18 protein-coding genes and 1 tRNA gene are annotated in these 20,577 nt (G+C 67.1%); 10 read left to right on the top strand and 9 right to left on the bottom strand.

The window, feature by feature from the left end:
* The first annotated feature begins 11 nt into the window (after positions 1–11).
* From J8I35_RS04930 to J8I35_RS04945, 4 genes are all read left to right on the top strand, one after another.
* Positions 12–1,484, top strand: coding sequence for an efflux RND transporter periplasmic adaptor subunit (locus J8I35_RS04930; RefSeq protein ID WP_209924661.1), 1,473 nt, complete (start codon positions 12–14; stop codon positions 1,482–1,484).
* 128 nt (positions 1,485–1,612) lie between these two features.
* Complete coding sequence (locus J8I35_RS04935; protein WP_209924662.1) at positions 1,613–4,825, top strand: CusA/CzcA family heavy metal efflux RND transporter; 3,213 nt, start codon at positions 1,613–1,615, stop codon at positions 4,823–4,825.
* Positions 4,825–5,508 (top strand): heavy metal response regulator transcription factor IrlR, encoded by a 684-nt coding sequence (gene irlR, locus J8I35_RS04940; protein WP_006490455.1) that lies wholly within the window; start codon positions 4,825–4,827, stop codon positions 5,506–5,508. Before J8I35_RS04935 ends, irlR begins: the two co-directional genes overlap by 1 nt.
* Entirely contained in the window at positions 5,505–6,929 is a 1,425-nt protein-coding gene (locus J8I35_RS04945; protein WP_209924663.1) for a heavy metal sensor histidine kinase, read from the top strand. The genes irlR and J8I35_RS04945 overlap by 4 nt, the downstream gene beginning before the upstream one ends.
* Positions 6,930–7,008: 79 nt before the next feature.
* Here J8I35_RS04945 and J8I35_RS04950 read toward each other — a convergent pair whose 3' ends face one another.
* A complete protein-coding gene (locus J8I35_RS04950; protein WP_209924664.1) occupies positions 7,009–7,296 on the bottom strand; it encodes a DUF4148 domain-containing protein in 288 nt (95 codons plus the stop codon).
* A gap of 92 nt (positions 7,297–7,388) precedes the next feature.
* On the opposite strand from J8I35_RS04950, the gene J8I35_RS04955 reads away from it, so the two are divergent.
* The 4 genes from J8I35_RS04955 to J8I35_RS04970 all read left to right on the top strand — a co-directional run bounded on the left by J8I35_RS04955 (position 7,389) and on the right by J8I35_RS04970 (position 9,107).
* The gene (locus tag J8I35_RS04955) at positions 7,389–7,622 is read left to right on the top strand and encodes a hypothetical protein (RefSeq protein ID WP_209924665.1); all 234 of its coding nucleotides are present in this window, start codon (positions 7,389–7,391) and stop codon (positions 7,620–7,622) included.
* Positions 7,592–7,831 carry a hypothetical protein gene (locus tag J8I35_RS04960; protein WP_245170102.1) on the top strand — a complete coding sequence of 80 codons (240 nt, stop codon included), beginning with the start codon at positions 7,592–7,594 and terminating at the stop codon, positions 7,829–7,831. Before J8I35_RS04955 ends, J8I35_RS04960 begins: the two co-directional genes overlap by 31 nt.
* Before the next feature lie 433 nt (positions 7,832–8,264).
* The gene (locus J8I35_RS04965; protein WP_050014493.1) at positions 8,265–8,540 is read left to right on the top strand and encodes a DUF4148 domain-containing protein; all 276 of its coding nucleotides are present in this window, start codon (positions 8,265–8,267) and stop codon (positions 8,538–8,540) included.
* A gap of 63 nt (positions 8,541–8,603) precedes the next feature.
* Positions 8,604–9,107 (top strand): hypothetical protein, encoded by a 504-nt coding sequence (locus tag J8I35_RS04970; protein ID WP_209924666.1) that lies wholly within the window; start codon positions 8,604–8,606, stop codon positions 9,105–9,107.
* A 22-nt stretch (positions 9,108–9,129) separates the two neighbouring features.
* Here the strand turns inward: J8I35_RS04970 and J8I35_RS04975 are convergent, their stop codons facing one another.
* The 6 genes from J8I35_RS04975 to J8I35_RS05000 form a co-directional block, all read right to left on the bottom strand.
* Positions 9,130–9,855 carry a hypothetical protein gene (locus tag J8I35_RS04975; protein ID WP_050014495.1) on the bottom strand — a complete coding sequence of 242 codons (726 nt, stop codon included), beginning with the start codon at positions 9,853–9,855 and terminating at the stop codon, positions 9,130–9,132.
* 162 nt (positions 9,856–10,017) lie between these two features.
* Positions 10,018–11,313, bottom strand: a complete 1,296-nt coding sequence (locus tag J8I35_RS04980) for an aminotransferase class I/II-fold pyridoxal phosphate-dependent enzyme (protein ID WP_209924667.1) — start codon at positions 11,311–11,313, stop codon at positions 10,018–10,020.
* A gap of 190 nt (positions 11,314–11,503) precedes the next feature.
* Positions 11,504–12,799, bottom strand: coding sequence for a nitrite reductase (locus J8I35_RS04985; RefSeq protein WP_209924668.1), 1,296 nt, complete (start codon positions 12,797–12,799; stop codon positions 11,504–11,506).
* Between the two features lie 62 nt (positions 12,800–12,861).
* Complete coding sequence (locus J8I35_RS04990; protein WP_209924669.1) at positions 12,862–14,010, bottom strand: DUF1176 domain-containing protein; 1,149 nt, start codon at positions 14,008–14,010, stop codon at positions 12,862–12,864.
* Positions 14,011–14,272: 262 nt separating this feature from the next.
* Positions 14,273–15,088: a nucleotidyltransferase domain-containing protein gene (locus J8I35_RS04995; RefSeq protein ID WP_209924670.1), complete on the bottom strand. Its 816-nt coding sequence runs from the start codon at positions 15,086–15,088 to the stop codon at positions 14,273–14,275.
* Positions 15,089–15,143: 55 nt separating this feature from the next.
* Positions 15,144–16,367, bottom strand: a complete 1,224-nt coding sequence (locus J8I35_RS05000) for an RtcB family protein (RefSeq protein WP_050014499.1) — start codon at positions 16,365–16,367, stop codon at positions 15,144–15,146.
* Positions 16,368–16,459: 92 nt separating this feature from the next.
* Between J8I35_RS05000 and J8I35_RS05005 the strand changes: the two genes are divergently transcribed.
* Entirely contained in the window at positions 16,460–17,071 is a 612-nt protein-coding gene (locus J8I35_RS05005) for an RNA-guided endonuclease TnpB family protein (RefSeq protein WP_209924671.1), read from the top strand.
* A 77-nt stretch (positions 17,072–17,148) separates the two neighbouring features.
* Here the strand turns inward: J8I35_RS05005 and J8I35_RS05010 are convergent, their stop codons facing one another.
* Positions 17,149–18,288, bottom strand: coding sequence for a slipin family protein (locus J8I35_RS05010; RefSeq protein ID WP_124595475.1), 1,140 nt, complete (start codon positions 18,286–18,288; stop codon positions 17,149–17,151).
* A 257-nt stretch (positions 18,289–18,545) separates the two neighbouring features.
* Positions 18,546–18,618, bottom strand: a tRNA-Phe gene (locus tag J8I35_RS05015).
* A gap of 339 nt (positions 18,619–18,957) precedes the next feature.
* On the opposite strand from J8I35_RS05015, the gene rtcR reads away from it, so the two are divergent.
* Complete coding sequence (rtcR, locus tag J8I35_RS05020; protein ID WP_089489070.1) at positions 18,958–20,574, top strand: RNA repair transcriptional activator RtcR; 1,617 nt, start codon at positions 18,958–18,960, stop codon at positions 20,572–20,574.
* Positions 20,575–20,577 lie beyond the last annotated feature (3 nt).

Genomic DNA, 20,577 nt, shown 5'->3' on the forward strand with positions numbered 1-20,577 from the left:
GAAGGATCACCATGTCACGCAACAGAATCCTGATCATCGCGGCGGTCGTGCTCGGCAGTGCCGGGATCGTCATCGGCGCACTCGGCGTCACGCGCAACGGCGGCGGCAACGGCGCGTCCGCATCGGCGGCTGCCGCCGCCTCGTCCGCCGAAGCCGCCGGCGAGCGCGGCGGCGTCGTGCTCAAGCGCGGCAGGCTGTCCGTCGAAATCGTGATGACGGAGAAGCCCGGCGATGCGCGCCTCATCGTCTATCCGTCCATCGACGGCAAGCCGGTGGACAAGGGCGTCACCGTGTCCGGCACGCTGGTTCGCTACGACCGCACGCACGAACCATTGCGTTTCGACGCGGCCGGCCAGAAGTTCGTGTCCGCGCAGTCGATCGCGAAGCCGCACGTGTTCGATGCGACGATCGACGTGAAGGCGGGCAATGAAGCCGCGTCGTTCCCGTTCGCCCGCGCCGACGGCGCGATCGCGCTGACCGACGCGCAGCTGGCGACCTCGAAGATCGCGCTGGCGAAGGCCGGCCCCGCGCAGATCGCGACGCCGTTCCAGCTTCCCGGCGAAATCAGGTTCAACGAGGATCGCACCGCGCACGTGGTGCCGCGCGTGGCCGGCATCGTCGAGCAGGTGTCGGTGTCGCTCGGGCAGAACGTCGCGAAGGGGCAGGTGCTGGCCGTGATCGCGAGCACCGATCTCGCCGACCGGCGCAGCGAGCTGCTGACGGCCGAGCGTCGGCTGTCGGGCGCCCGCGCGACCTACGAGCGCGAACGCACGCTGTGGCAGGAGCGCATCTCGGCCGAGCAGGACTACCAGCAGGCGCAGGTGCAGTTGCGTGAAGCCGAGATCGCCGTGCAGAACGCGCGGCAGAAGCTCGCCGCGCTGAATGCGCCGGTCGGCGGGGGCGCGCTGAATCGCTATGAACTGCGCGCGCCGTTCGCGGGCACGATCGTCGAGAAGCACGCGACGCCGGGCGAAGCGATCGCCGCCGACGCCAGCATGTTCGTGATCTCCGACCTGTCGACGGTATGGGCCGAGATGGCCGTGCCGGCGCAGCGGTTGAACGATGTGCGGGTCGGTCGCGATGCAACGGTCATCGCGACCGCGTTCGAATCGCGTTCGAGCGGCCCGATCGCGTACGTGGGGTCGCTGCTCGGCGAGCAGACGCGCACCGCGCCGGCGCGCGTCGTGCTGCCGAACCCGGACGGGGTATGGCGGCCCGGGATGTTCGTGAACGTGTCGGTCGACGCGGGCAAGCAGGGCGTGCCGCTCGCGGTCGCGAGCGACGCGCTGCAGGACGTCGACGGCGCACCGTCCGTCTTCGTACGCTCGTCGAAGGGTTTCGTCGCCCAGGCCGTCGAAACGGGCCGGCGCGACGAACGGGCGACCGAAGTGCTGAAGGGGCTCAAGCCGGGCCAGGAATACGCGGCGTCGAACAGCTTCGTGCTGAAGGCGGAACTCGGCAAGGGGAGCGCGGAACATGAATGAACAGCAATACGCGTGCGCCGTGGCGCGACTGGCGGCCCGCCATGCGGCCCGCTTTCCAATCGGCCGGGTGACCGGCCGCGCGGCTCGCCCGGTGCGGACGACCGTTCCCCGCTTCAAGGAATCCCGACATGTTTGAGCGCCTGATCCGCTTTGCGATTGCGCACCGCTGGCTCGTGATGCTGGCGATCGCGTCGGTGGCCGCGCTGGGCGTGTTCAGCTACCAGCGGCTGCCGATCGACGCGGTGCCCGACATCACCAACGTGCAGGTGCAGATCAACACGTCCGCGCCCGGCTACTCGCCGCTCGAGGCCGAGCAGCGCATCACCTATCCGGTCGAGACCGTGATGGCCGGGCTGCCGGGGCTCGAACAGACGCGCTCGATCTCGCGCTACGGGCTGTCGCAGGTCACCGTGATCTTCAAGGACGGCACCGACATCTACTTCGCGCGGCAACTCGTCAACGAGCGCATCCAGGAGGCGAAGGACAAGCTGCCGGCCGGCATTGCGCCCGCGATGGGGCCGACGTCGACCGGCCTCGGCGAGATCTACCTGTGGACCGTCGAAGCCGACGCCAACGCGCGCAAGCCCGACGGCACGCGCTATACGGCGGCCGACCTGCGCGAGCTGCAGGACTGGGTCGTGCGGCCGCAGTTGCGCAACGTGCGCGGCGTGACCGAGGTCAACTCGATCGGCGGCTACGTGAAGGAATACCGCGTCGCGCCGAATCCGGCGAAGCTGATGTCGTACGGGCTGACGCTCGCCGACGTCGTGCGGGCGCTCGAGCGCAACAACGACAACGTCGGCGCCGGCTACATCGAAAAGCGCGGCGAGCAGTATCTCGTGCGCGTGCCGGGCCAGGCGCGCACCGTCGACGATATCGCCAGCATCGTGCTGACCAACGTCGGCGGCGTGCCGGTGCGCATGAAGGACGTCGGCGTGGTCGACATCGGCCGCGAACTGCGCACCGGCGCCGCGACGTCGAACGGCGAGGAAGTCGTGCTCGGCACGGTGTTCATGCTGATGGGCGAGAACAGCCGGACGGTGTCGAAGGCCGTCGCCGCGAAGATGGACGACGTGAACCGCACGCTGCCGGCCGGCGTGAAGGCGATTCCCGTGTACGACCGCACGGTGCTCGTCGAGAAGGCGGTCGCGACGGTGAAGAAGAACCTGCTCGAAGGCGCGGTGCTCGTGATCGCCGTGCTGTTCCTGTTCCTCGGCAACATCCGCGCGGCACTGATCACCGCGCTCGTGATTCCGCTGTCGATGCTGATGACCTTCACCGGGATGGTCAACGCGAAGGTGAGCGCGAACCTGATGAGCCTCGGCGCGCTCGACTTCGGGATCATCGTCGACGGCGCGGTGGTGATCGTCGAGAACTGCGTGCGGCGGCTCGCGCATGCACAGTCGGCGGCGGGGCGCCCGCTCACGCGCGACGAGCGTTTCGCCGAAGTGTTCGGCGCATCGCAGGAGGCGCGCCGCGCGCTGATTTTCGGGCAACTGATCATCATGGTCGTGTACCTGCCGATCTTTGCGCTGACCGGCGTCGAAGGCAAGATGTTCCACCCGATGGCGACGACCGTCGTGATGGCGCTCGCGGCGGCGATGGTGCTGACCGTCACGTTCATTCCGGCGGCCGTCGCGCTGTTCATCGGCGAGCGGGTCGAGGAGAAGGAGAACCGGCTGATGGGCTGGGCGCGGCGCGCGTACGAACCGGTGCTCGCCGCGTTCATGACGCGCCCGATGCGCGTGATGATCGGGGCGGCCGCGATCGTGCTGGTCACGCTGGGGCTCGCGACGCGGCTCGGCAGCGAGTTCATCCCGAGCCTGAACGAGGGCGACCTGGCGGTGGCCGCGCTGCGGATTCCCGGCACGAGCCTGTCGCAGTCGGTCGAGATGCAGAAGTCGATCGAGAAGACGCTGAAGGCGCGCTTCCCCGAAATCGAGCGCGTGTTCGCACGCACCGGCACGGCCGAGATCGCGGCCGACCCGATGCCGCCGAATCTGTCGGATGGCTACATCATGCTGAAGCCGGCCGACACGTGGCCCGACCCGAACAAGCCGCGCGAGCAGCTCGTGCGCGAGATCGAGGACGCGCTCGCCGAACTGCCGGGCAATGCGTACGAGTTCTCGCAGCCGATCCAGTTGCGCTTCAACGAACTGATCTCGGGCGTGCGCAGCGACGTCGCCGTGAAAATCTTCGGCGACGACATGGCCGTGCTGAACCAGACCGGCGAGCAGATCGCGGCCGCGTTGCAGAAAGTGCCGGGCGCGTCGGAGGTGAAGGTCGAGCAGACCACGGGCCTGCCGGTGCTGACCGTCAATCTCGACCGCGACAAGCTCGCGCGCTACGGCGTGAGCGTGGCCGACCTGCAGGACTCGGTGGCTGCGGCCGTCGGCGGGCAGAAGGCCGGCACGCTGTTCCAGGGCGACCGCCGCTTCGACATCGTCGTGCGGCTGCCCGACGAACTGCGTACCGACATCGAGGCGATCAAGCGGCTGCCGATCGCGCTGCCGGCGCCCGCGGCCGGCGCCAGTGCGCCGCTCGCGGCGGCGCCATACGTGCCGCTGGCCGAGCTCGCGACGATCGACGTGGCGCCGGGTCCGAACCAGATCAGCCGCGAGGACGGCAAGCGGCGGGTGGTCGTCAGCGCGAACGTGCGCGGCCGCGACGTTGGCTCGTTCGTGGCGGACGCGCGCGAGCAGTTGCAGCAGGACGTGCGCGTGCCGGCCGGCTACTGGGTGTCGTGGGGTGGCCAGTTCGAGCAGCTGCAAAGCGCGAGCGAGCGTCTGAAGCTCGTCGTACCGCTCGCGCTGTTCATGGTGTTCGTGCTGCTGTTCGTGATGTTCAACAACGTGAAGGATGGGCTGCTCGTGTTCACCGGCATTCCGTTCGCACTGAGCGGCGGCGTCGTGTCGCTGTGGCTGCGCGGGATTCCGCTGTCGATCACGGCGGCGGTCGGCTTCATCGCGCTGTCCGGCGTGGCCGTGCTCAACGGCCTCGTGATGATCTCGTTCATCCGCAACCTGCGCGACGAAGGCATGCCGCTCGACGCGGCCGTGCGCGACGGCGCGCTCACGCGGCTGCGGCCCGTACTGATGACCGCGCTGGTCGCGTCGCTCGGCTTCCTGCCGATGGCGTTCGCGACCGGCACCGGCGCCGAGGTGCAGCGTCCGCTTGCGACGGTCGTGATCGGCGGTATCCTGTCGTCCACCGCGCTGACGTTGCTGGTGCTGCCGGTGCTGTACCGCGTGAGCCATGCGGTGTCGTGGCGCGCGGCGTGGCGCGGCGGTTTCGCCGCGGGCATGATGCGCCGGCTGGGTTTCTTCAAGGGTAATGCGTGATGCGAATTCTGATTGTCGAGGATGAACCGAAGACGGGCGCGTATCTGCGCAAGGGGCTGACCGAGGCCGGCTACGTCGTCGACTGGGTCGAGGACGGCATCACGGGCCAGCACCAGGCCGAAACCGAGGAGTACGACCTGCTCGTGCTCGACGTGATGCTGCCCGGGCAGGACGGCTGGACGCTGCTGCAGAACCTGCGGCGCAGCAAGTCGACGCCGGTGCTGTTCCTCACCGCGCGCGACGACGTCGGCGATCGCGTGAAGGGGCTCGAACTGGGCGCGGACGACTATCTCGCGAAGCCGTTCGACTTCGTCGAGCTGACCGCGCGCATCAAGTCGATCCTGCGGCGCGGCCAGCCGCGCGATTCGAACACGCTTCGTGTGGCCGATCTCGAACTCGACCTGACGCGCCGCAAGGCCACGCGGCAGGGCGACACGATCCTGCTGACCGCGAAGGAGTTCGCGCTGCTGTGGCTGCTGATGCGCCGCGAAGGCGAGATCCTGCCGCGCGCGACGATCGCGTCGCAGGTGTGGGACATGAACTTCAACAGCGACACGAACGTCGTCGATTCGGCGATCCGGCGTCTGCGCTCGAAGATCGACGATGCGTACGAACCGAAGCTGATCCACACGGTGCGCGGGATGGGCTACGTGCTCGAAGCGCGCGGCGGCGCGGCCGCATGATCGCGCGCCTGCTGCCGCGGACGCTGCGCGGCCGGCTGACCGCGCTGATCATCCTGTCGACGTCGGTGATCCTCGCGTCGAGCGGCGTCGCGCTGTACGAAGCGCTGAGCAACCGCGTCGACACGACGGCAGCCGAGCAGATGGCCGGCATTTCCGCCGCATTGGGCACGCACCTGGCCGAGGCGCGCACGACGGCCGACGTCGCGCGCAACATCGACATCTGGATCGACCAGTTGCACGGGCATCCGAACATGGATCTCGCGATCTTCGATGCCGGTGGCGCGCGCCTCGTCGGCACGCCCGGATTCCGTCCATACGCGCCGCTGCTGTCAATGAACGTCGGACGCGCGCCGTTCGGCGTCGCGCCGCCCGGCGCGCGGCACCAGTATCTGTTGACGACCGTGCCGCTCGCCGGTGCGGGTGCGCCCGTGGTGCGCGTCGCCGTGCAGTACGACCGCAGCGCCGACGTGCTGCTGCTGCGCACGCACGCTTATACGATCGTCGTGATCGAGGTGTTCGGCGTGGTGCTCGCGGCCGCGATCGCATACGGCATCGCGGCGCTCGGGCTGAGCCCGCTGCGGCGGTTCGCGGCGCGTGCCGAACAGATGTCGACGAGCCGGCTCGCCCATCCGCTGCCGGCGCTCGATACGGCCGGCGAGCTGAAGGAGCTCGAGCACGCGTTCAACGGCATGCTCGAGCGATTGAACGAATCGTTCACGCGGCTCAGCCAGTTCTCGTCGAATCTCGCGCACGACATGCGCACGCCGCTCACGAACCTGCAGGCGGCCGCGCAGGTCGTGCTGTCGCAGCCGCGCAGCGCGGATGAATACCGGAACGTGATCGAGTCGAGCATCGACGAATACCAGCGGTTGTCGCGGATGATCGAGGACATGCTGTTCCTGGCGCGTTCGGAACAGGCCGGCACGTCGATCAGCGTGCGGCGCCTGGATGCGTCGGAAGAGGCGGGGCGCGTCGCGGGCTACTACGAGCCGCTTGCGGAGGATGCCGGCGTGACGGTGAAGGTCGACGGCCATGCGTGGGTCGATGCGGATCTGACGCTGTACCAGCGTGCGCTGAGCAACCTGCTGTCGAATGCGCTGGCCTACGCGCCGCGCGGCAGCATCGTGACGATCGATTGCGTGGAGCAGGGCGGTGCGACGACGATCGCCGTGTCGGACACGGGGCCCGGCATCGAGGCCCAGCATGTCGGAAGGATTTTCGAGCGCTTCTATCGCGTCGATCCGTCTCGGCACAATTCCGCGCAAGGGACGGGGCTGGGGCTCGCGATCGTCCGGTCGATCATGGACAATCACGGCGGCGAATGCGGCGTCGACAGCGACCCGGGCAGGCGCACGACGTTCTGGCTGCGCTTTCCGCGGCGGCCGGCCGAGCTGAACCGGCCGGCGGCCATCCCTACCTGACACCGCCGGTGGGCACGCCCGCGCGTTCGCCATGAGGCGGCCGCGCGCGGCACGCTGCCCGCGGTCGGTTGACCGAGCGTCATTTCTGTGCGGTCAGGTTGTCGTGGTTGTCGGTCTGCGGCTTCTTCTCGCCGCCATGCACCGAAACCCCGTGCAGCTCCTTGTTGCGCGCGACCAGCTCGCCGGTCGGCGGGTACTGCGTCTTGCTGATCGGCACGACGCCGTCGTGCTGCGCCTGCTTCAGTTCGTTGACGACCTGCGTGCGGGTCTTGCCCTGCGTTTGCGTCTGCGCGAATGCGGCCTGCGTGGCCATGCCGAGCGACAGCGTGGCGGTGACGAACAGTGCTGCGAGTTTTGCCGTTTTCATCGAGTGCTCTCCTTGATCAGGGCCGCCGGGTGGCGAACCGTGGACCCAGTATGCGAAAGCAGCCGTGCGTGATCGTGATCGCGAGATGAAAAATGCGTCAGATTGCCGGCGTGGAGGTGCGCCGTGCGGACTCGATCGACATGACGCAACCGTCATGTTCGCGTCATGGGTGGGATGAGCGGGAAGCGGAACATGCAGTCTGCCGTTGGCTGAGCGTGCCGACGGAATACGTGCCGACCGCGGCAGCAGCATCGATAGCGGGCGGCGCCGTTCAGACCTTCTTCCGGATCGAAAATTGCATCGTCCCGCTATTTGCCTTGCCTTGATCGCAGTCCTGATCGTCCCGTTGTTCGCGGGCTGCGCATCGACACGTTCCGGCGCCACGGCCACCGCTTCTGCCGCCGCGCGCAAGCCCGCGCCGACCGACCTGACGCCTGGCGAGCCGGTCGACTATGCCGGGCACCGGTGCGGCAATCCGAACCTGTATGTGAAAACGCATCCGTGCGTGTACCCGCAGCGCAATTCCCCGCGGTGATGGTCGGACACGCGTAAAAAAATGGCCCGGCGCTCGACGAGTCCGGGCCTAATGCGTGATCGTGCCGTGCGGCAGCGACCCGCTGCGTGGGTGGGAACGGGCAGGGCCCGCTACCGTTCCGATCGTAGCGATGCGACGCATCGTGAACCTGATCGGAACATGAAATTTTCGTCACGCAGTGCGCATGGGCAGCCGCCGAGGGATTGACGATGCCCGTCGTCCGCGTGCCGCCGGCCAGCGTGCGCGGTTCCCCGTTCGCGCGCCGCCACGCGCCGACCGCATGAAGATGGGTGTGCGTCGATAGCGCATGGTCGGCGGACATCAAACATCGTCGGAACGGTGACGAAACCGTCATCAGGCGATCACGAATCCGCACCGCCTCGGGATCAAAGTGAAGGCTTCTGTCACGGAATTCCAGTAAGGAGCCAACCACATGAACATTCCGCACTCGCTGATCGCCATGGCCGCTGGCGCGCTGTCGATAGCAGCCTTCTCGCAAGCCGTGGTCGCGCAGCCGAAAAGCCGTCAGGAAGTGATTCAGGAGCTGGTGCGCGCGCGCCACGACGGCGTGATCCCGAGCCCCAATCACGACTATCCGGCGAGTCCGGCCGCCGTCGCGCGCAATCGGGAAATTCATCGCTCGACCGTTCATCGCGGCGAGAAGACGCCGATGGTCGACGCGCACGACAACCGCTTCGCGGTGCTTTGATCGTTGATTCGCGGCCGACCGGGACGACGCCCGTCGGCCGCATTTACGGAAAAGGAGCGTGCGATGCGCAATATCGCGAAAGGAATCGTGCTGGCGGCGTGCCTGACGTCGACGGCCGCGATGGCGGCTGGCTGGCCGGAACGTGCGCTGTCGCACGTGCCGGCGCACGACCTCGGCATCCGCGCGAACGAGAAAATGCGCTGCGAGTTCGCGGCCGTGCCGGCCGGCGCGTGGACCGCGACGTTCGCGCGCGGGCAATGCGAGATCGACAACGGCCGGCTGACGTTCGTGCCGGCCGATCCCGGTGACGAGCCGACCATCACGGAGAAACGGATCATGCTCGGTGACGTCCGCACTGCGTCGCATCAGTCGCGCAAGCTGAAGGAACAACTGCAGCTGACGACGCGCGATCAAGTGATCGCGCTGAACGTATTGACCGACGATGGCAGCCGAAAATCGCGCGAACATGCGATCGACCTGTGGACCACACTGCGCAACGCGGGTGTCACGCCGGTCAACGGCACGCGTATCGTCGACACTTATCCAACCGGCGCGACGACATGGTAGCCACCACGCCGTTGCGCGCGGCCTACCCGGCCTTCACCGATCCTTCGATCAGGAAGAACACGATGAAGCCGATGAAGAACGCTGCCGTCGCGAACGGCGTTTCCGGCACCTCGTGCGCTTCGACCAGCAATTCTTCGGTGACGAGGTACAACAGCGCGACGGTGCCCAATCCCAGGAGCACCGCATAGACATTCGCGGGCAACCCCGCGAACGCCGCATTGCCGGCCACGGCCGCGACGCTCAGCAGCGCTGCGAGCGCGACCGGCACGACGATCGACAGCATGCGGCCGATGCCGGCCGCGGCCAGCGCCGCGCTGACCGACAGCGCGAGGAACAGCACCTCGAGCGTCAGCGCGACGGTCAGGATGATGCCGCTTTCGTCGCTCGCGGAAAAGGCGATGCCGAGCACCAGGCCGTCGACGACGAGGTCGATCGCGGTGACGATGATCAGACTCACCGGCAAACGCGCTTGCTCGAAGCGCGTCTCGATCGCGCCGGACAGCGCGCGGATCGCCAGCATCAGCGCGATGCCGAGCACGAAGCCGACGACGACCGGAAACAACGCATGCGCGCGGTCCTGCGGCAGCAGTTCGAGCGCGGCGGCCGCGAATACGATGCCGCCGGTGAAATGCTGGATCACGCTCGACGTTTTCGGGCCGGGCGCACGCCACGCGGCCGCGAGCGCGCCGAAACAGGCCGCCAGCACGGGCGGTAACGTGAGCAGCGCGAGCTTTGCGGTCGGTGTCATGAGTCCTCTCGGCGGTTGGCGCGTCGCAGTCGGACGCTGCGTGGCACGATCGTACGCGCCGGGCGTCGCCCGGGCATCAACCGGAGATTGAACACCTTGAAGCCGCTCCAGGGTCAAGCGGTTCGATGCGGGCGCACCGGCAAGCCGGTGCGCCCGTTCCGCTCAAAGCTGCGCGAGCGCCTGGTCGAGGTCGGCGAGCAGGTCGTCGATATGCTCGATGCCGATCGACAGCCGCACCGTTTCCTCCTTCACGCCGGCCTTCGCGAGTTCGGCCGGCGACAGTTGCCGGTGCGTCGTCGATGCCGGGTGCGTCGCGAGCGACTTCGTGTCGCCGATGTTGACGAGCCGCGTGAACAGCTTCAGCGCGTCCTGGAACTTCGCACCGCCGTCACGTCCGCCCTTCACGCCGAACGTCAGGATGCCCGGCGCGCGGCCCGACAGGTAGCGCGCGACGAGCGGATGGTCGGGGTGATCGGGCAGGCCCGCATAGTTCACCCATTCGACGTTTTCGTGGCGCGCGAGGTGCTGCGCGATCTTCAGTGCGTTGTCGCTGATCCGCTCGACCCGCAGCGCGAGCGTCTCGATGCCCTGCAGGATCTGGAATGCATTGAACGGCGAGATCGCCGCGCCCATGTTGCGCAGCGGCACCACGCGGGCGCGGCCGATATACGCGGCCGGTCCGAACGCTTCGGTATAGACGACGCCGTGATAGCTGACGTCCGGCTCGTTCAGTCGCTTGAAGCGGTCCGCGTGTTCGGCCCACGGAAACTTGCCCGAATCGACGATCGCGCCGCCGAGGCTCGTGCCGTGGCCGCCGAGATACTTCGTCAGCGAGTGCACGACGATGTCGGCGCCGTGCTCGAACGGGCGCAGCAGGTACGGCGACGGCACCGTGTTGTCGACGATCAGCGGGATGCCGTGGCGATGCGCGACCTCGGCGAGCGCGGCGATGTCGGTGACGTTGCCGAGCGGGTTGCCGACCGATTCCGCGAAGATCGCCTTCGTGCGCGCATCGATCAGCGGCTCGAACGACGCGGGGTCGCGCGGATCGGCGAAGCGCGTGGTGATCCCGTACTGCGGCAGCGTGTGCGCGAACAGATTGTAGGTGCCGCCGTACAGCGAACTCGCGGATACGATGTTGTCGCCGGCTTCGGCGATCGTCTGGATCGCGTAAGTGACGGCGGATTGCCCCGACGCGAGCGCGAGCGCGCCGATGCCGCCCTCGAGCGCGGCGATCCGCTGCTCGAGCACGTCCGTCGTCGGATTCATGATCCGCGTGTAGATGTTGCCCTGGACCTTCAGGTCGAACAGGTCGGCGCCGTGCTGCGTGTCGTCGAATGCGTACGCAACGGTCTGGTAGATCGGGACGGCGACCGCGCGCGTGGTCGGGTCGGGACGATAACCGCCGTGCACGGCGATGGTTTCGAGACGCCAGTTCGAATGGGCCTGATCGGTCATGGTTGCTCCGTTTGTTGTTGTGAAGGTCGAGGGGGCCTGCCGTCCGGCGATTATAGGAGCACGTGTGCGGCTGCCCTTAGAACGAATCGTTGGTTGCTTATGGGGACGCGCCGCATAGAATGCGTTTTTCCGCAGACGATCGTCGGCACCGTGACGCGACGCCGGTACGCCCTCGCGGGCGCACCGCGCACTAGCTCTTGTCGGGATTCGAGTCGCTGCACTGGTCGGGATCGTCGCGCAACAGGATGCGGCGGATGCGGCCATTGTCGTAGAACGGCACGTCCGGGCAGAACTTCGTGCCGGCGCGCGTTGACGTACGTTTCCAAGCGACCTTTTCGGTACGCACGAGCGTCGGGGCGCTGCCCGGCGCACCCGGTTTCCAGATGTCGATATACACGCGCGACATCTGCGGCGAATCACCCACTTCGCAGTCCTTCAGCGCACCCAGCGTCGAGCGCAGCCCGGTATCGGCCTGCTCGATGCGTTGCGGATACTCGATATGGCCGTTGTCGTAGCCGGGCACGACGTAGCAATAGCGGCGCGTGTTCCCGTCGAGCACCGGCAGCAAGTAGCTGCTGGCGGAATCGACCTCCTTCACGTCGTTGCCCTGCCAGCGGTAGGTCGTCACGCCATGCTCGCAGCAGCTCGCGCGCCAGCCCGTCCAGATGATCCGGTGAACCGGATCGAAATCCGGCGACGTGATGTCTTGCAGTCCCTGCGGCGCATCGACGAAGCGCCGCGTCTTCGGGTTGAAGATCCACGTCTGATACGGAATGTTCGGGCCGGCCCCCATCGACTGTGCGAGCATCAGGTCGGGCCAGCCATCGAAGTTCACGTCGGCGAAATCCGGTGTGAACAGGTTGCAGGTGCCTCGCGAATCGGTCTTGAGCGTCTGCACGAGACGGTCGTGATCGTACAAGCGGATCGCGGTGACCTGCGGCGCGTCGTTGCACGAACCGCCATCGTCCGGCAGATGGTCGGCGACGAGGCGGATGTCGTAGGGGAATGGTCTGCCTACGCGCTTCTGCGCGAGCGAGACAGGGAATGTGCGCTTGCCGTCCGGGGCGGTCCATGTGCCGGTGACCGCATTGTCGAACGAAGCGGCGCGCCACGTGCCCGTCACGCGATCGGCATTCGTCTTCGCGCCGCTGTCGCGTTCCGACAGCGTCGTGCCGTGCGGATCGAGCGAACCCTTCAACGCAAGCCGATAGCGCTTGTCGGACGCGCATGGCGCGTAGCAGTACCAGCCGGATATCGTATCGGCGACGCGCGACAAAGACACTTCGACATGGCGATTGCCGATCGTGCCGGTCCAGTCGCGCGACCAGAACGGGATCTCGACCGACTCGTCGGCGTCTGCCGCGCGCGCCGGTGTCGACACGAATGCGGTGATGGCGATCAGCGCGAACGCAAGCGCGCTGCGCCAGCCGCGCGTGCCCCGCGGCGCGGCCGTGTGGCCCGACGCGGCGATGAATGGGTGATGCATGGTTCGGCCCCTCGTTTTGTTATGGGTTATCTCTGCAGGCGTGTTTCGGTGCGATACGTGCGTCAGCGGCTTCCGGCCGCATCGGCCCGTCGATACAGGCGCGGCCATTGATCGTCGAACAGGCCGTTGCATGCGCCGTGCGTCGCGATATCGCCGAGCATGAAGCGCCGGCCGTCGAAGATCCACGATGCGGTCGAGCCGCAATCGCCGGCACTGCGCAGCCTCACCTTGCTCGACAGCGTCGCGCTGGCGGGATCGTAGCCGGCGTCGGTCAATTCGTTTGCGAACGACGCTGAATCGAGGCCCGCGTTCGCGTTCTCGCCGAAGTTCATCGCGGCCGGCGCATACGGCGGAGTTCGCCGCACGCGATACCACAGATCGGTGTGGTTATACATGCTGCTGGTCTGGCACGGGATCGCGACGAGCGCCTCGTCGGACGACATCGCGACGGCTCGCGATGCTTTCCTGCGGTCGCTCGCCGACATTTCGTCTTCGACATCGGCCGCACATTGCTTCACGTCGGCACCGAATTTCGCGAGCACCGCATCGACGAGCGGACGCTGTTCGGCGGCCGACAGGGCCGAGGCGGCCGGCGGCGCGGGCGTGACGGCGTGTGGCAACGCGGGCGCGGCCGGCACCGACGATGCAGGCTTGGTGCCCGGGCGCAGCAGCGCCGTGACCGTACCGACGCGGCCCTGCGTGTCGTCGATCAGCAGCAGCGCGGCATTCAATCCCGACAACGGCGTGCGTGCGGTGGACGTCGTGGCCGGATCGCCGAAGCTCAGCAGTTGCGCATTACGCGCCGCGGCCAGCCACGCGGCCACCGTTGCCGGATCGCTGGTCCGGATCCGGAGCGGGCGGGCGTCGTCGTCGCTCTTGTCGCCGAACGCATGCCATTGCGCCGGCATCGCATCGAACGGCCGGCCATCCACGCGTGCGGTGCGCAAGTCGATCGGCGCCGACGCGTAGAGGTCGAGCGAGGCTTGCGCGTCCGGGCCGGCATCGCGCGTCACGCGGAGGATCAGGCCGGTGCGTGCGTCGTCGATATCGTCGGCGTGGCTTTCCGCGATACAGCGATTGCCGTTGTCGCAGACGACCGACCAGTTCTTGAAGTCGCGTTCGACCGGTGGCCGCGCGAGCGGGCGAGCCTCGGCAACGAACGGGGAAACGGCGAGGAGGGCGGCGATGGCGAGCGAAAGGCGGTGCGACATGACGGTTCGTATCGACTGTGGATGGGCGGGCGGAAGACGTCGGACTGCAAGCGCATCGTCAGCAAGCGGGGCAGGTCGAAGGCTGCGGCGCGTGCAGCGGCGCGCATTGGCGAACGGCATCGAGTATACCGCCGCCATGCGCTGCGATCGTGACGACGACACGTAGTATGCGGGCACGGACGTTGCTGCCTGGCCTGCATTGATCGGACGAGTGCCGATGCAAGAACGGCGCGATCCCCGGGGGCATCGCGCCGTTCACGTTTCATCGGCCGTCGACCACGTCGCGCAGGAACGCGTCGAGCATCGCCACGTCGCCCCACGGCCGCTTGTATTCGCGGTCGTGTTCGGCATCGGCGAGCATGGTCTCGACCAGCGCGTGGATCGCCGGTCGGCGCGGCCCGTACTCGCTTTCGTTCGCGCCTATCTTCAGCGCGAGCAACGCGTCGAGCTCCGCGCGCACCGCCGGCTCGTGCACGGCCCCGGCGACGAGATCCGCGAAACGCATCGGCGGCATGCCGAGCCCCATGTCGATCCAGCGCACCGCGAGCAGCGGCCGCAGCACGTACAGGTACTTCTTGTAACGCACCGTGTCGCCTTGCAGATAGCCACGAAAATTCTTCTTCGCCATCGCGAGGTAGTGATGACGCCCTCGTACCGGCGAGAAGAACGCCGATGCCAGCGACCTGAGCCGCGGCGCCCAGCGCGCATCTTCGCGATACACGACGGGCGAGTCGAGCCATTCGAGCAGCGTCGGATTCGAGCGTCGCAGCAGTTGCAGCGCCTTGCGCAATTCCCAGCCGCTGACGTCGAGCTCGTCGTCGAGCGGCCGTTCGATCACGTCGCGTTGCGGTTCGACGCTCAGGTACCAGTCGCGCCGGTGTGCGTACACGAAGCGTACGTCGTAATCGCTGTCCGGCGACGCGAATCCCCAGCCGCGGCTGCCCGATTCGCACGCGAACAGCACGCTTACATCGTGGCGGCGCTCGACTTCCGCGAGCTCCGCCATCACGCGCGCCCGCACCGCCGGGTCGACCGGATGCGCGCTGCGTACGGTCGTCATCGTCTTGTCGGTTTTCATCGTTGTCGTTTTCCTTTCGTTGTGCGCGGCCGCCGGCCATCGGCCGCATACCGCACTATCCCTTCACGCACACCACCTGGCGCAGCGTATGCATCACTTCGACGAGGCTGCGCTGGGCCGCCATCACCGCGTCGATGTCCTTGTAGGCCATCGGGATTTCATCGACGACGCCCGCGTCCTTCCGGCATTCGACGCCCTGCGTCGCCTTCGCCTGATCGTCGGCCGTGAAGCGGCGCTTCGCTTCGGTGCGGCTCATCGTCCGGCCCGCACCGTGGCTGCACGAGCAGAAGCTTTCCGGATTGCCCAGCCCGCGCACGATGAAGCTCTTCGCGCCCATCGAGCCCGGGATGATCCCGAGCTGCCCCTTCTGCGCGGACACCGCGCCCTTGCGCGTGACGAGCACGTCTTCACCGAAGTGGCGTTCGCGCTGCACGTAGTTGTGGTGGCAGTTCACCGCGTGCTCGTCGACCGAAAACGGTGTGCCGATCACGCCGCGCGCCGCGCCGATCACCGCGTCCATCATTGCCTGCCGGTTGCGTCGCGCGTAGTCCTGCGCCCAGCCGACCGCCTCGACGTAATCGTCGAAGTGCCGGCTGCCTTCGGTGAAATACGCGAGGTTGCGATCCGGCAGGTTCGCGATGTGCTGGCGCATGTCGGCCTGCGCGAGTTCGATGAACAGGCTGCCGATCGCATTGCCGACGCCACGCGAGCCGCTGTGCAGCATGAACCACACGCGGTCCGCCTCGTCGATGCACACTTCGATGAAGTGGTTGCCGGTGCCGAGCGTGCCGAGATGCGCGTAGTGGTTCGTCTTTTCCAGCTTCGGATACTTGTCGACGATCCGCTGGAAACCCGGTTGCAGCGACTTCCACGCGTCGGTCACGGCGGCCGGCGTGCGATCGCCCCATGCGCCCGGATCGCGGCGGCCCGGCGCGCGGCCGTGCGGGACCGCGCGCTCGATCGCGCTGCGCAGCCCACCCAGCGAATCCGGCAGATCGGACGCGGTCAGCGTCGTGCGCGCGGCCATCATCCCGCAGCCGATGTCGACGCCGACCGCGGCCGGAATGATCGCGCCCTTCGTCGGAATCACGCTGCCGATCGTCGAGCCCTTGCCGAGGTGAACGTCCGGCATCACCGCGACGTGGCCGAAGATGAACGGCATCTGCGCGGTGTTGCGCAGTTGCGTGCGCGCTTCCTCTTCGACGGCGACGCCTTGCGTCCACATCTTCACCGGCTTGCCGTTCGCCAGTTCCATCACCTGATATTCGATGTCATTCATCAGAATTTGCTCCGGGAAACCCCGCCATTGATGGCGGGAAGGAAAGGGGTGCTGTTGACAGGCGGCTTCTCCCACGGGTTAGGATCACCGGCATGATTCTTGTCTACCGCTACCGGGTGAAGTCGCTCAACGGACTGCTTAACAAGCAGAGCCGCGCGGTGAACTACGTCTGGAACTTTTGCAACGATACGCGCGAGAAGCTGCCTAACGATCGGTTCGGTCGATGCGCGGCCGAGAAACTCGCGAAAGCGCAACGGGCGCGAAAGCACAAGCGGCATATCGCGAAGCTGCACGCCAAGGTCGCGAATGCCCGCGCCGATTTCCAGCATAAGCTCGCGCTCGATCTGGTGCGGCGTTTTGATTACATCGCGGTCGGCAACGTGTCGGCCGCAAAACTCGCCAGAACCAGGATGGCGAAGAGCGTCTACGACGCATCCTGGTCGTCCTTCCGAAACAAGCTCCGCTACAAAGCGATCGCGCACGGGGCCACGTTCGAGGAAGTGGACGAAAGCGGTTCGACCCAGTCCTGTTCGTCGTGCGGATCGAAAGACAGCACGACGCGGCCGAAAGGTATCGCGGGACTGAGAATAAGAGAATGGGCCTGCAGTGACTGTGGTCTCGTGCATGATCGTGATATCAACGCTGCGCTGAACATTCTCCGATGCGGACGTGCATCGCCAGGTGTGGGAATCCTCCGCCTTTAGGTGGACGAGGACGTCAATTGCTTCACCTGATTCATTTCGGATCCGACGGCGCACATCCGCGCGGCGTCGGTCCTGCATTACGCGCCCTTGATGCTGACGAGTCCGTTCAGCACCTGGTCGAGACCGCCGAACACCGAGATGCGGTCGATCCGTTCCGCGACGCGCTCGAGCGTTTCCAGCTCCTTGAGTCGCAGCGCGGTCGGGTTCTCTTCCATCACCTTCGCGGTGTTCAGCAGCGAACGCGTGGCCGCCGTTTCCTCGCGGCGGCGAATCACGTTCGCCTGCGCGGACTTCTCCGCTTCGACCACCTGCGCGAGGATCGTCTTCATGTCGCCCGGCAGCACGATATCCTTCACGCCGACGCTGCGCACGTCCACGCCTGAATCGTCGAGACGGGCGCGTACTTGCGCAATCACGACGTCGTCGAGCGACTGCTTGTCCTCCAGTAGCGCGTCGAGCGAGCGCGTGCCGACCGCCGAACGTAGCGCGAACTGCAGTTCGCGATACAGGTGTTCGACCGGCTTCTGCAACTGGCCGAACGCGTGCAGCACGTCCGCATAGCACCACGTCGCCGACAGGTTCAGCCGCAGCGCGACCTTGTCGCGCGTCAGGATTTCCTGCCCGCCGACTTCGATCGCCTGCAAGCGCAGATCGACGAGTTCGACCGCGACGTCGCGGTTGAAGCGCCAGAACGCCGACGTACCTGCGTCCAGCACCCGCTCGATCTTGCCGTCGATCTTCAGTACACCGACGTGGTACGCCGGCACCTGAGCCAGCAGCACGCCCGTGAGCCCCGCCACGCCGCGCGCACGCAGCGACGGTTGCGCGATGCGCTTCACGAGCGCGGCGGGCAGCATGCTGTCCTGCGCGAGATCGATGCGCTCCAGCCGATGCGCGGTCAGGCCACGCCAGTACAGCCGGCGCGTGCCGGGCGCCAGGATCTCGACGAGCACGTCGTCTTCGTAGCGCAGGCCGGCTTCGTCGTCGGCGAGATCCATCGCGACGAAATGCTGCGCGAGCACATCCTGTGCGTCGTGACGCAGGTAATCGGCCAGCGCTTCGTCGGCGAGCGGCGCATCGAGACGCGCGGTCTGCACCGACAGGCGCTTGAACGGATCGAAGGCCTTGAACACACCCGGTTCGAGCACCTTCACGAAATCGCCTTCGCTCATCAGCAGCGCGCGTTCGTTCTTTTTTACGACATGTCGCATCCACATATTCTTGTCCTTTTCTTCAATGGCCGCCGGGTGACGCGCATCGGGCGGATCGCGGTGCGACGCAATCGGGCGGGCGGCACGCTGGCCGGCGTCGAAGCGCATGGCGACGCGTCCTGCATCGCGTCGTCGTGCGCATTCGCGCGGGCCGTGCGGCCGCCCGGCCGATCGCGCGGAACCGCAACCGGTCCGACGCGCGGCGGGCCTCTCGGCCCGCACCGGCGGGTACTACTTTTCATACGAGACCGTCCTTGCGGACAGCGTTCGAGCGGGATTCGAACCCGCCACCGGCCGGCTTTCGCCGGCTGCTCCACCTGACTGAGCTTCCGAACAAATGGGGCGCCCCGGGATTCGAACCCGGGCGAAGCATCCTGGCGCGCGCCCCTTTGCCTTCGTCTGTCCATGGCGGCATGCGCTGCCGCGACGAACGAGGTTCGGCGGCAGCGCACCAGCAGGGCTTGTTGAACCCTGGCTCGTGGGCCAGCGGGACATCCGGCGTCTTCTATTTAGCGAGGAGCGTGCCAGTGCGGGCGTGGGCTTTCGTGAAATTTCCCAGGCGATTGAAAATAAAGGGAATTTTTTATTTGGCGCGGCCTGGTGGCAACGCTCGTTGCACCGCGCCGCCATGAATATCCGATACAATCGGATCGCCTCTTATCCCATGAGATAAACATGCGCAAAACCGTCGCGATCGGTTTTCTCGGCACCGTGCTCGACCAGGGCGGCCGCGCGCCGCGCCGTTACCGCAAATGGCGGCCGACGATTTCGCTGTGCGAGCAGCCCGGCCTGCCGATCGACCGGCTCGAACTGCTGCATTCGCTGGACTACACGCGTCTCGCCAACCAGGTGCGGGACGATCTCGCGCGCGTGTCGCCGCACACCGACGTGCGGCTCACGCCGGTCACGATCCACGATCCGTGGGATTTCGAGGAGGTCTATGCGACGCTGCACGATTACGCACGCGCGTATCCGTTCGACCTCGAGCACGAGGATTACCTGATCCACATCACGACCGGCACGCACGTCGCGCAGATCTGCTGGTTCCTGCTGGCGGAAGCGCGCTACCTGCCCGCGCGTCTCGTGCAGACGGGGCCGCCGCAGCGGACGGACGAAGGGCCGAGCGGGCCGGGCACGATCTCGGTGATCGATCTCGACCTGTCGCGCTACAACCGGATCGCGCAGCGCTTCACGCGCGAGCGCGACGAAACGGTGTCGTTCCTGAAGGCCGGCATCGCGACGCGCAACGCGCGTTTCAACGCGCTGATCGAGCAACTGGAGCGCGTGGCCGTGCGGTCGCGCGCGCCGATGCTGCTGGTCGGGCCGACGGGTGCCGGCAAGTCGTTTCTCGCGAAGCGCGTGTACGAACTGAAGCGTGGACGGCACCGGCTCGCGGGGCCGTTCATCGAGGTCAACTGCGCGACGCTGCGCGGCGACGCGGCGATGTCGACGCTGTTCGGTCACGTGAAAGGCGCGTTCACGGGCGCGCAGTCGGCGCGCGCGGGGCTGCTGCGCGCAGCGGACGGCGGGCTGCTGTTTCTCGACGAAATCGGCGAACTCGGGCTCGACGAACAGGCGATGCTGCTGAAGGCGATCGAGGAAAAGCGCTTCCTGCCGGTGGGCGCGGACGTCGAGGCGAGCAGCGATTTCGAGCTGATCGCGGGCACGCATCGCGACCTGCGGCAGATGGTGGCTGCCGGTACGTTCCGCGAGGATCTGTATGCGCGGATCAATCTGTGGACCTACGAACTGCCGGGACTCGCCGAGCGCCGCGAGGACATCGAGCCGAACCTCGAATTCGAGCTCGACCGTTTCGGCCGCGAGCAAGGCGAGCAGGTGCGGTTCAACGTGGAGGCGAAGCGGCGCTATCTCGCGTTCGCGGCGTCGCCGCGCGCGACGTGGGCCGGCAACTTCCGCGAGCTGTCGGCCTCGGTCACGCGGATGGCGACGCTGGCCGATGCGGGGCGGATTACCGAGGCGCTCGCCGAGCAGGAAGTCGAGCGGCTGACGCGCACGTGGTCGTCGCCGGGTGGTGCGGGGGCGTCCGATGCATGCGTCGACGCGGTATTCGGTGCGCGGGCGGCGGAGCTCGACCTGTTCGACCGCGCGCAGCTCGAACGCGTGCTCGACGTGTGCCGCACGTCCGCGAGCCTGTCGGAAGCCGGGCGCACGCTGTTCGCGGTGTCGCGGCAGAGCAAGAAGCAGCCGAACGATGCGGACCGATTGCGCAAGTATCTCGCGCGGTTCGGGCTCGATTGGGACGGGGTGCGGCGCGCGCTCGACGGCGTGTGATGA

The sequence above is a fragment of the Burkholderia sp. CpTa8-5 genome (assembly GCF_017815045.1).
Taxonomy (GTDB): Bacteria; Pseudomonadota; Gammaproteobacteria; order Burkholderiales; family Burkholderiaceae; genus Burkholderia; species Burkholderia sola.

Coding starts and splice junctions, on each gene's coding strand:
- J8I35_RS04930 (WP_209924661.1), top strand. CDS start 12: ATGTCACGCAACAGAATCCTGATCATCGCGGCGGTCGTGCTCGGCAGT.
- J8I35_RS04935 (WP_209924662.1), top strand. CDS start 1,613: ATGTTTGAGCGCCTGATCCGCTTTGCGATTGCGCACCGCTGGCTCGTG.
- irlR (WP_006490455.1), top strand. CDS start 4,825: ATGCGAATTCTGATTGTCGAGGATGAACCGAAGACGGGCGCGTATCTG.
- J8I35_RS04945 (WP_209924663.1), top strand. CDS start 5,505: ATGATCGCGCGCCTGCTGCCGCGGACGCTGCGCGGCCGGCTGACCGCG.
- J8I35_RS04950 (WP_209924664.1), bottom strand. CDS start 7,296: ATGAAAACGGCAAAACTCGCAGCACTGTTCGTCACCGCCACGCTGTCG.
- J8I35_RS04955 (WP_209924665.1), top strand. CDS start 7,389: ATGCGTCAGATTGCCGGCGTGGAGGTGCGCCGTGCGGACTCGATCGAC.
- J8I35_RS04965 (WP_050014493.1), top strand. CDS start 8,265: ATGAACATTCCGCACTCGCTGATCGCCATGGCCGCTGGCGCGCTGTCG.
- J8I35_RS04970 (WP_209924666.1), top strand. CDS start 8,604: ATGCGCAATATCGCGAAAGGAATCGTGCTGGCGGCGTGCCTGACGTCG.
- J8I35_RS04975 (WP_050014495.1), bottom strand. CDS start 9,855: ATGACACCGACCGCAAAGCTCGCGCTGCTCACGTTACCGCCCGTGCTG.
- J8I35_RS04980 (WP_209924667.1), bottom strand. CDS start 11,313: ATGACCGATCAGGCCCATTCGAACTGGCGTCTCGAAACCATCGCCGTG.
- J8I35_RS04985 (WP_209924668.1), bottom strand. CDS start 12,799: ATGCATCACCCATTCATCGCCGCGTCGGGCCACACGGCCGCGCCGCGG.
- J8I35_RS04990 (WP_209924669.1), bottom strand. CDS start 14,010: ATGTCGCACCGCCTTTCGCTCGCCATCGCCGCCCTCCTCGCCGTTTCC.
- J8I35_RS04995 (WP_209924670.1), bottom strand. CDS start 15,088: ATGAAAACCGACAAGACGATGACGACCGTACGCAGCGCGCATCCGGTC.
- J8I35_RS05000 (WP_050014499.1), bottom strand. CDS start 16,367: ATGAATGACATCGAATATCAGGTGATGGAACTGGCGAACGGCAAGCCG.
- J8I35_RS05005 (WP_209924671.1), top strand. CDS start 16,460: ATGATTCTTGTCTACCGCTACCGGGTGAAGTCGCTCAACGGACTGCTT.
- J8I35_RS05010 (WP_124595475.1), bottom strand. CDS start 18,288: ATGTGGATGCGACATGTCGTAAAAAAGAACGAACGCGCGCTGCTGATG.
- rtcR (WP_089489070.1), top strand. CDS start 18,958: ATGCGCAAAACCGTCGCGATCGGTTTTCTCGGCACCGTGCTCGACCAG.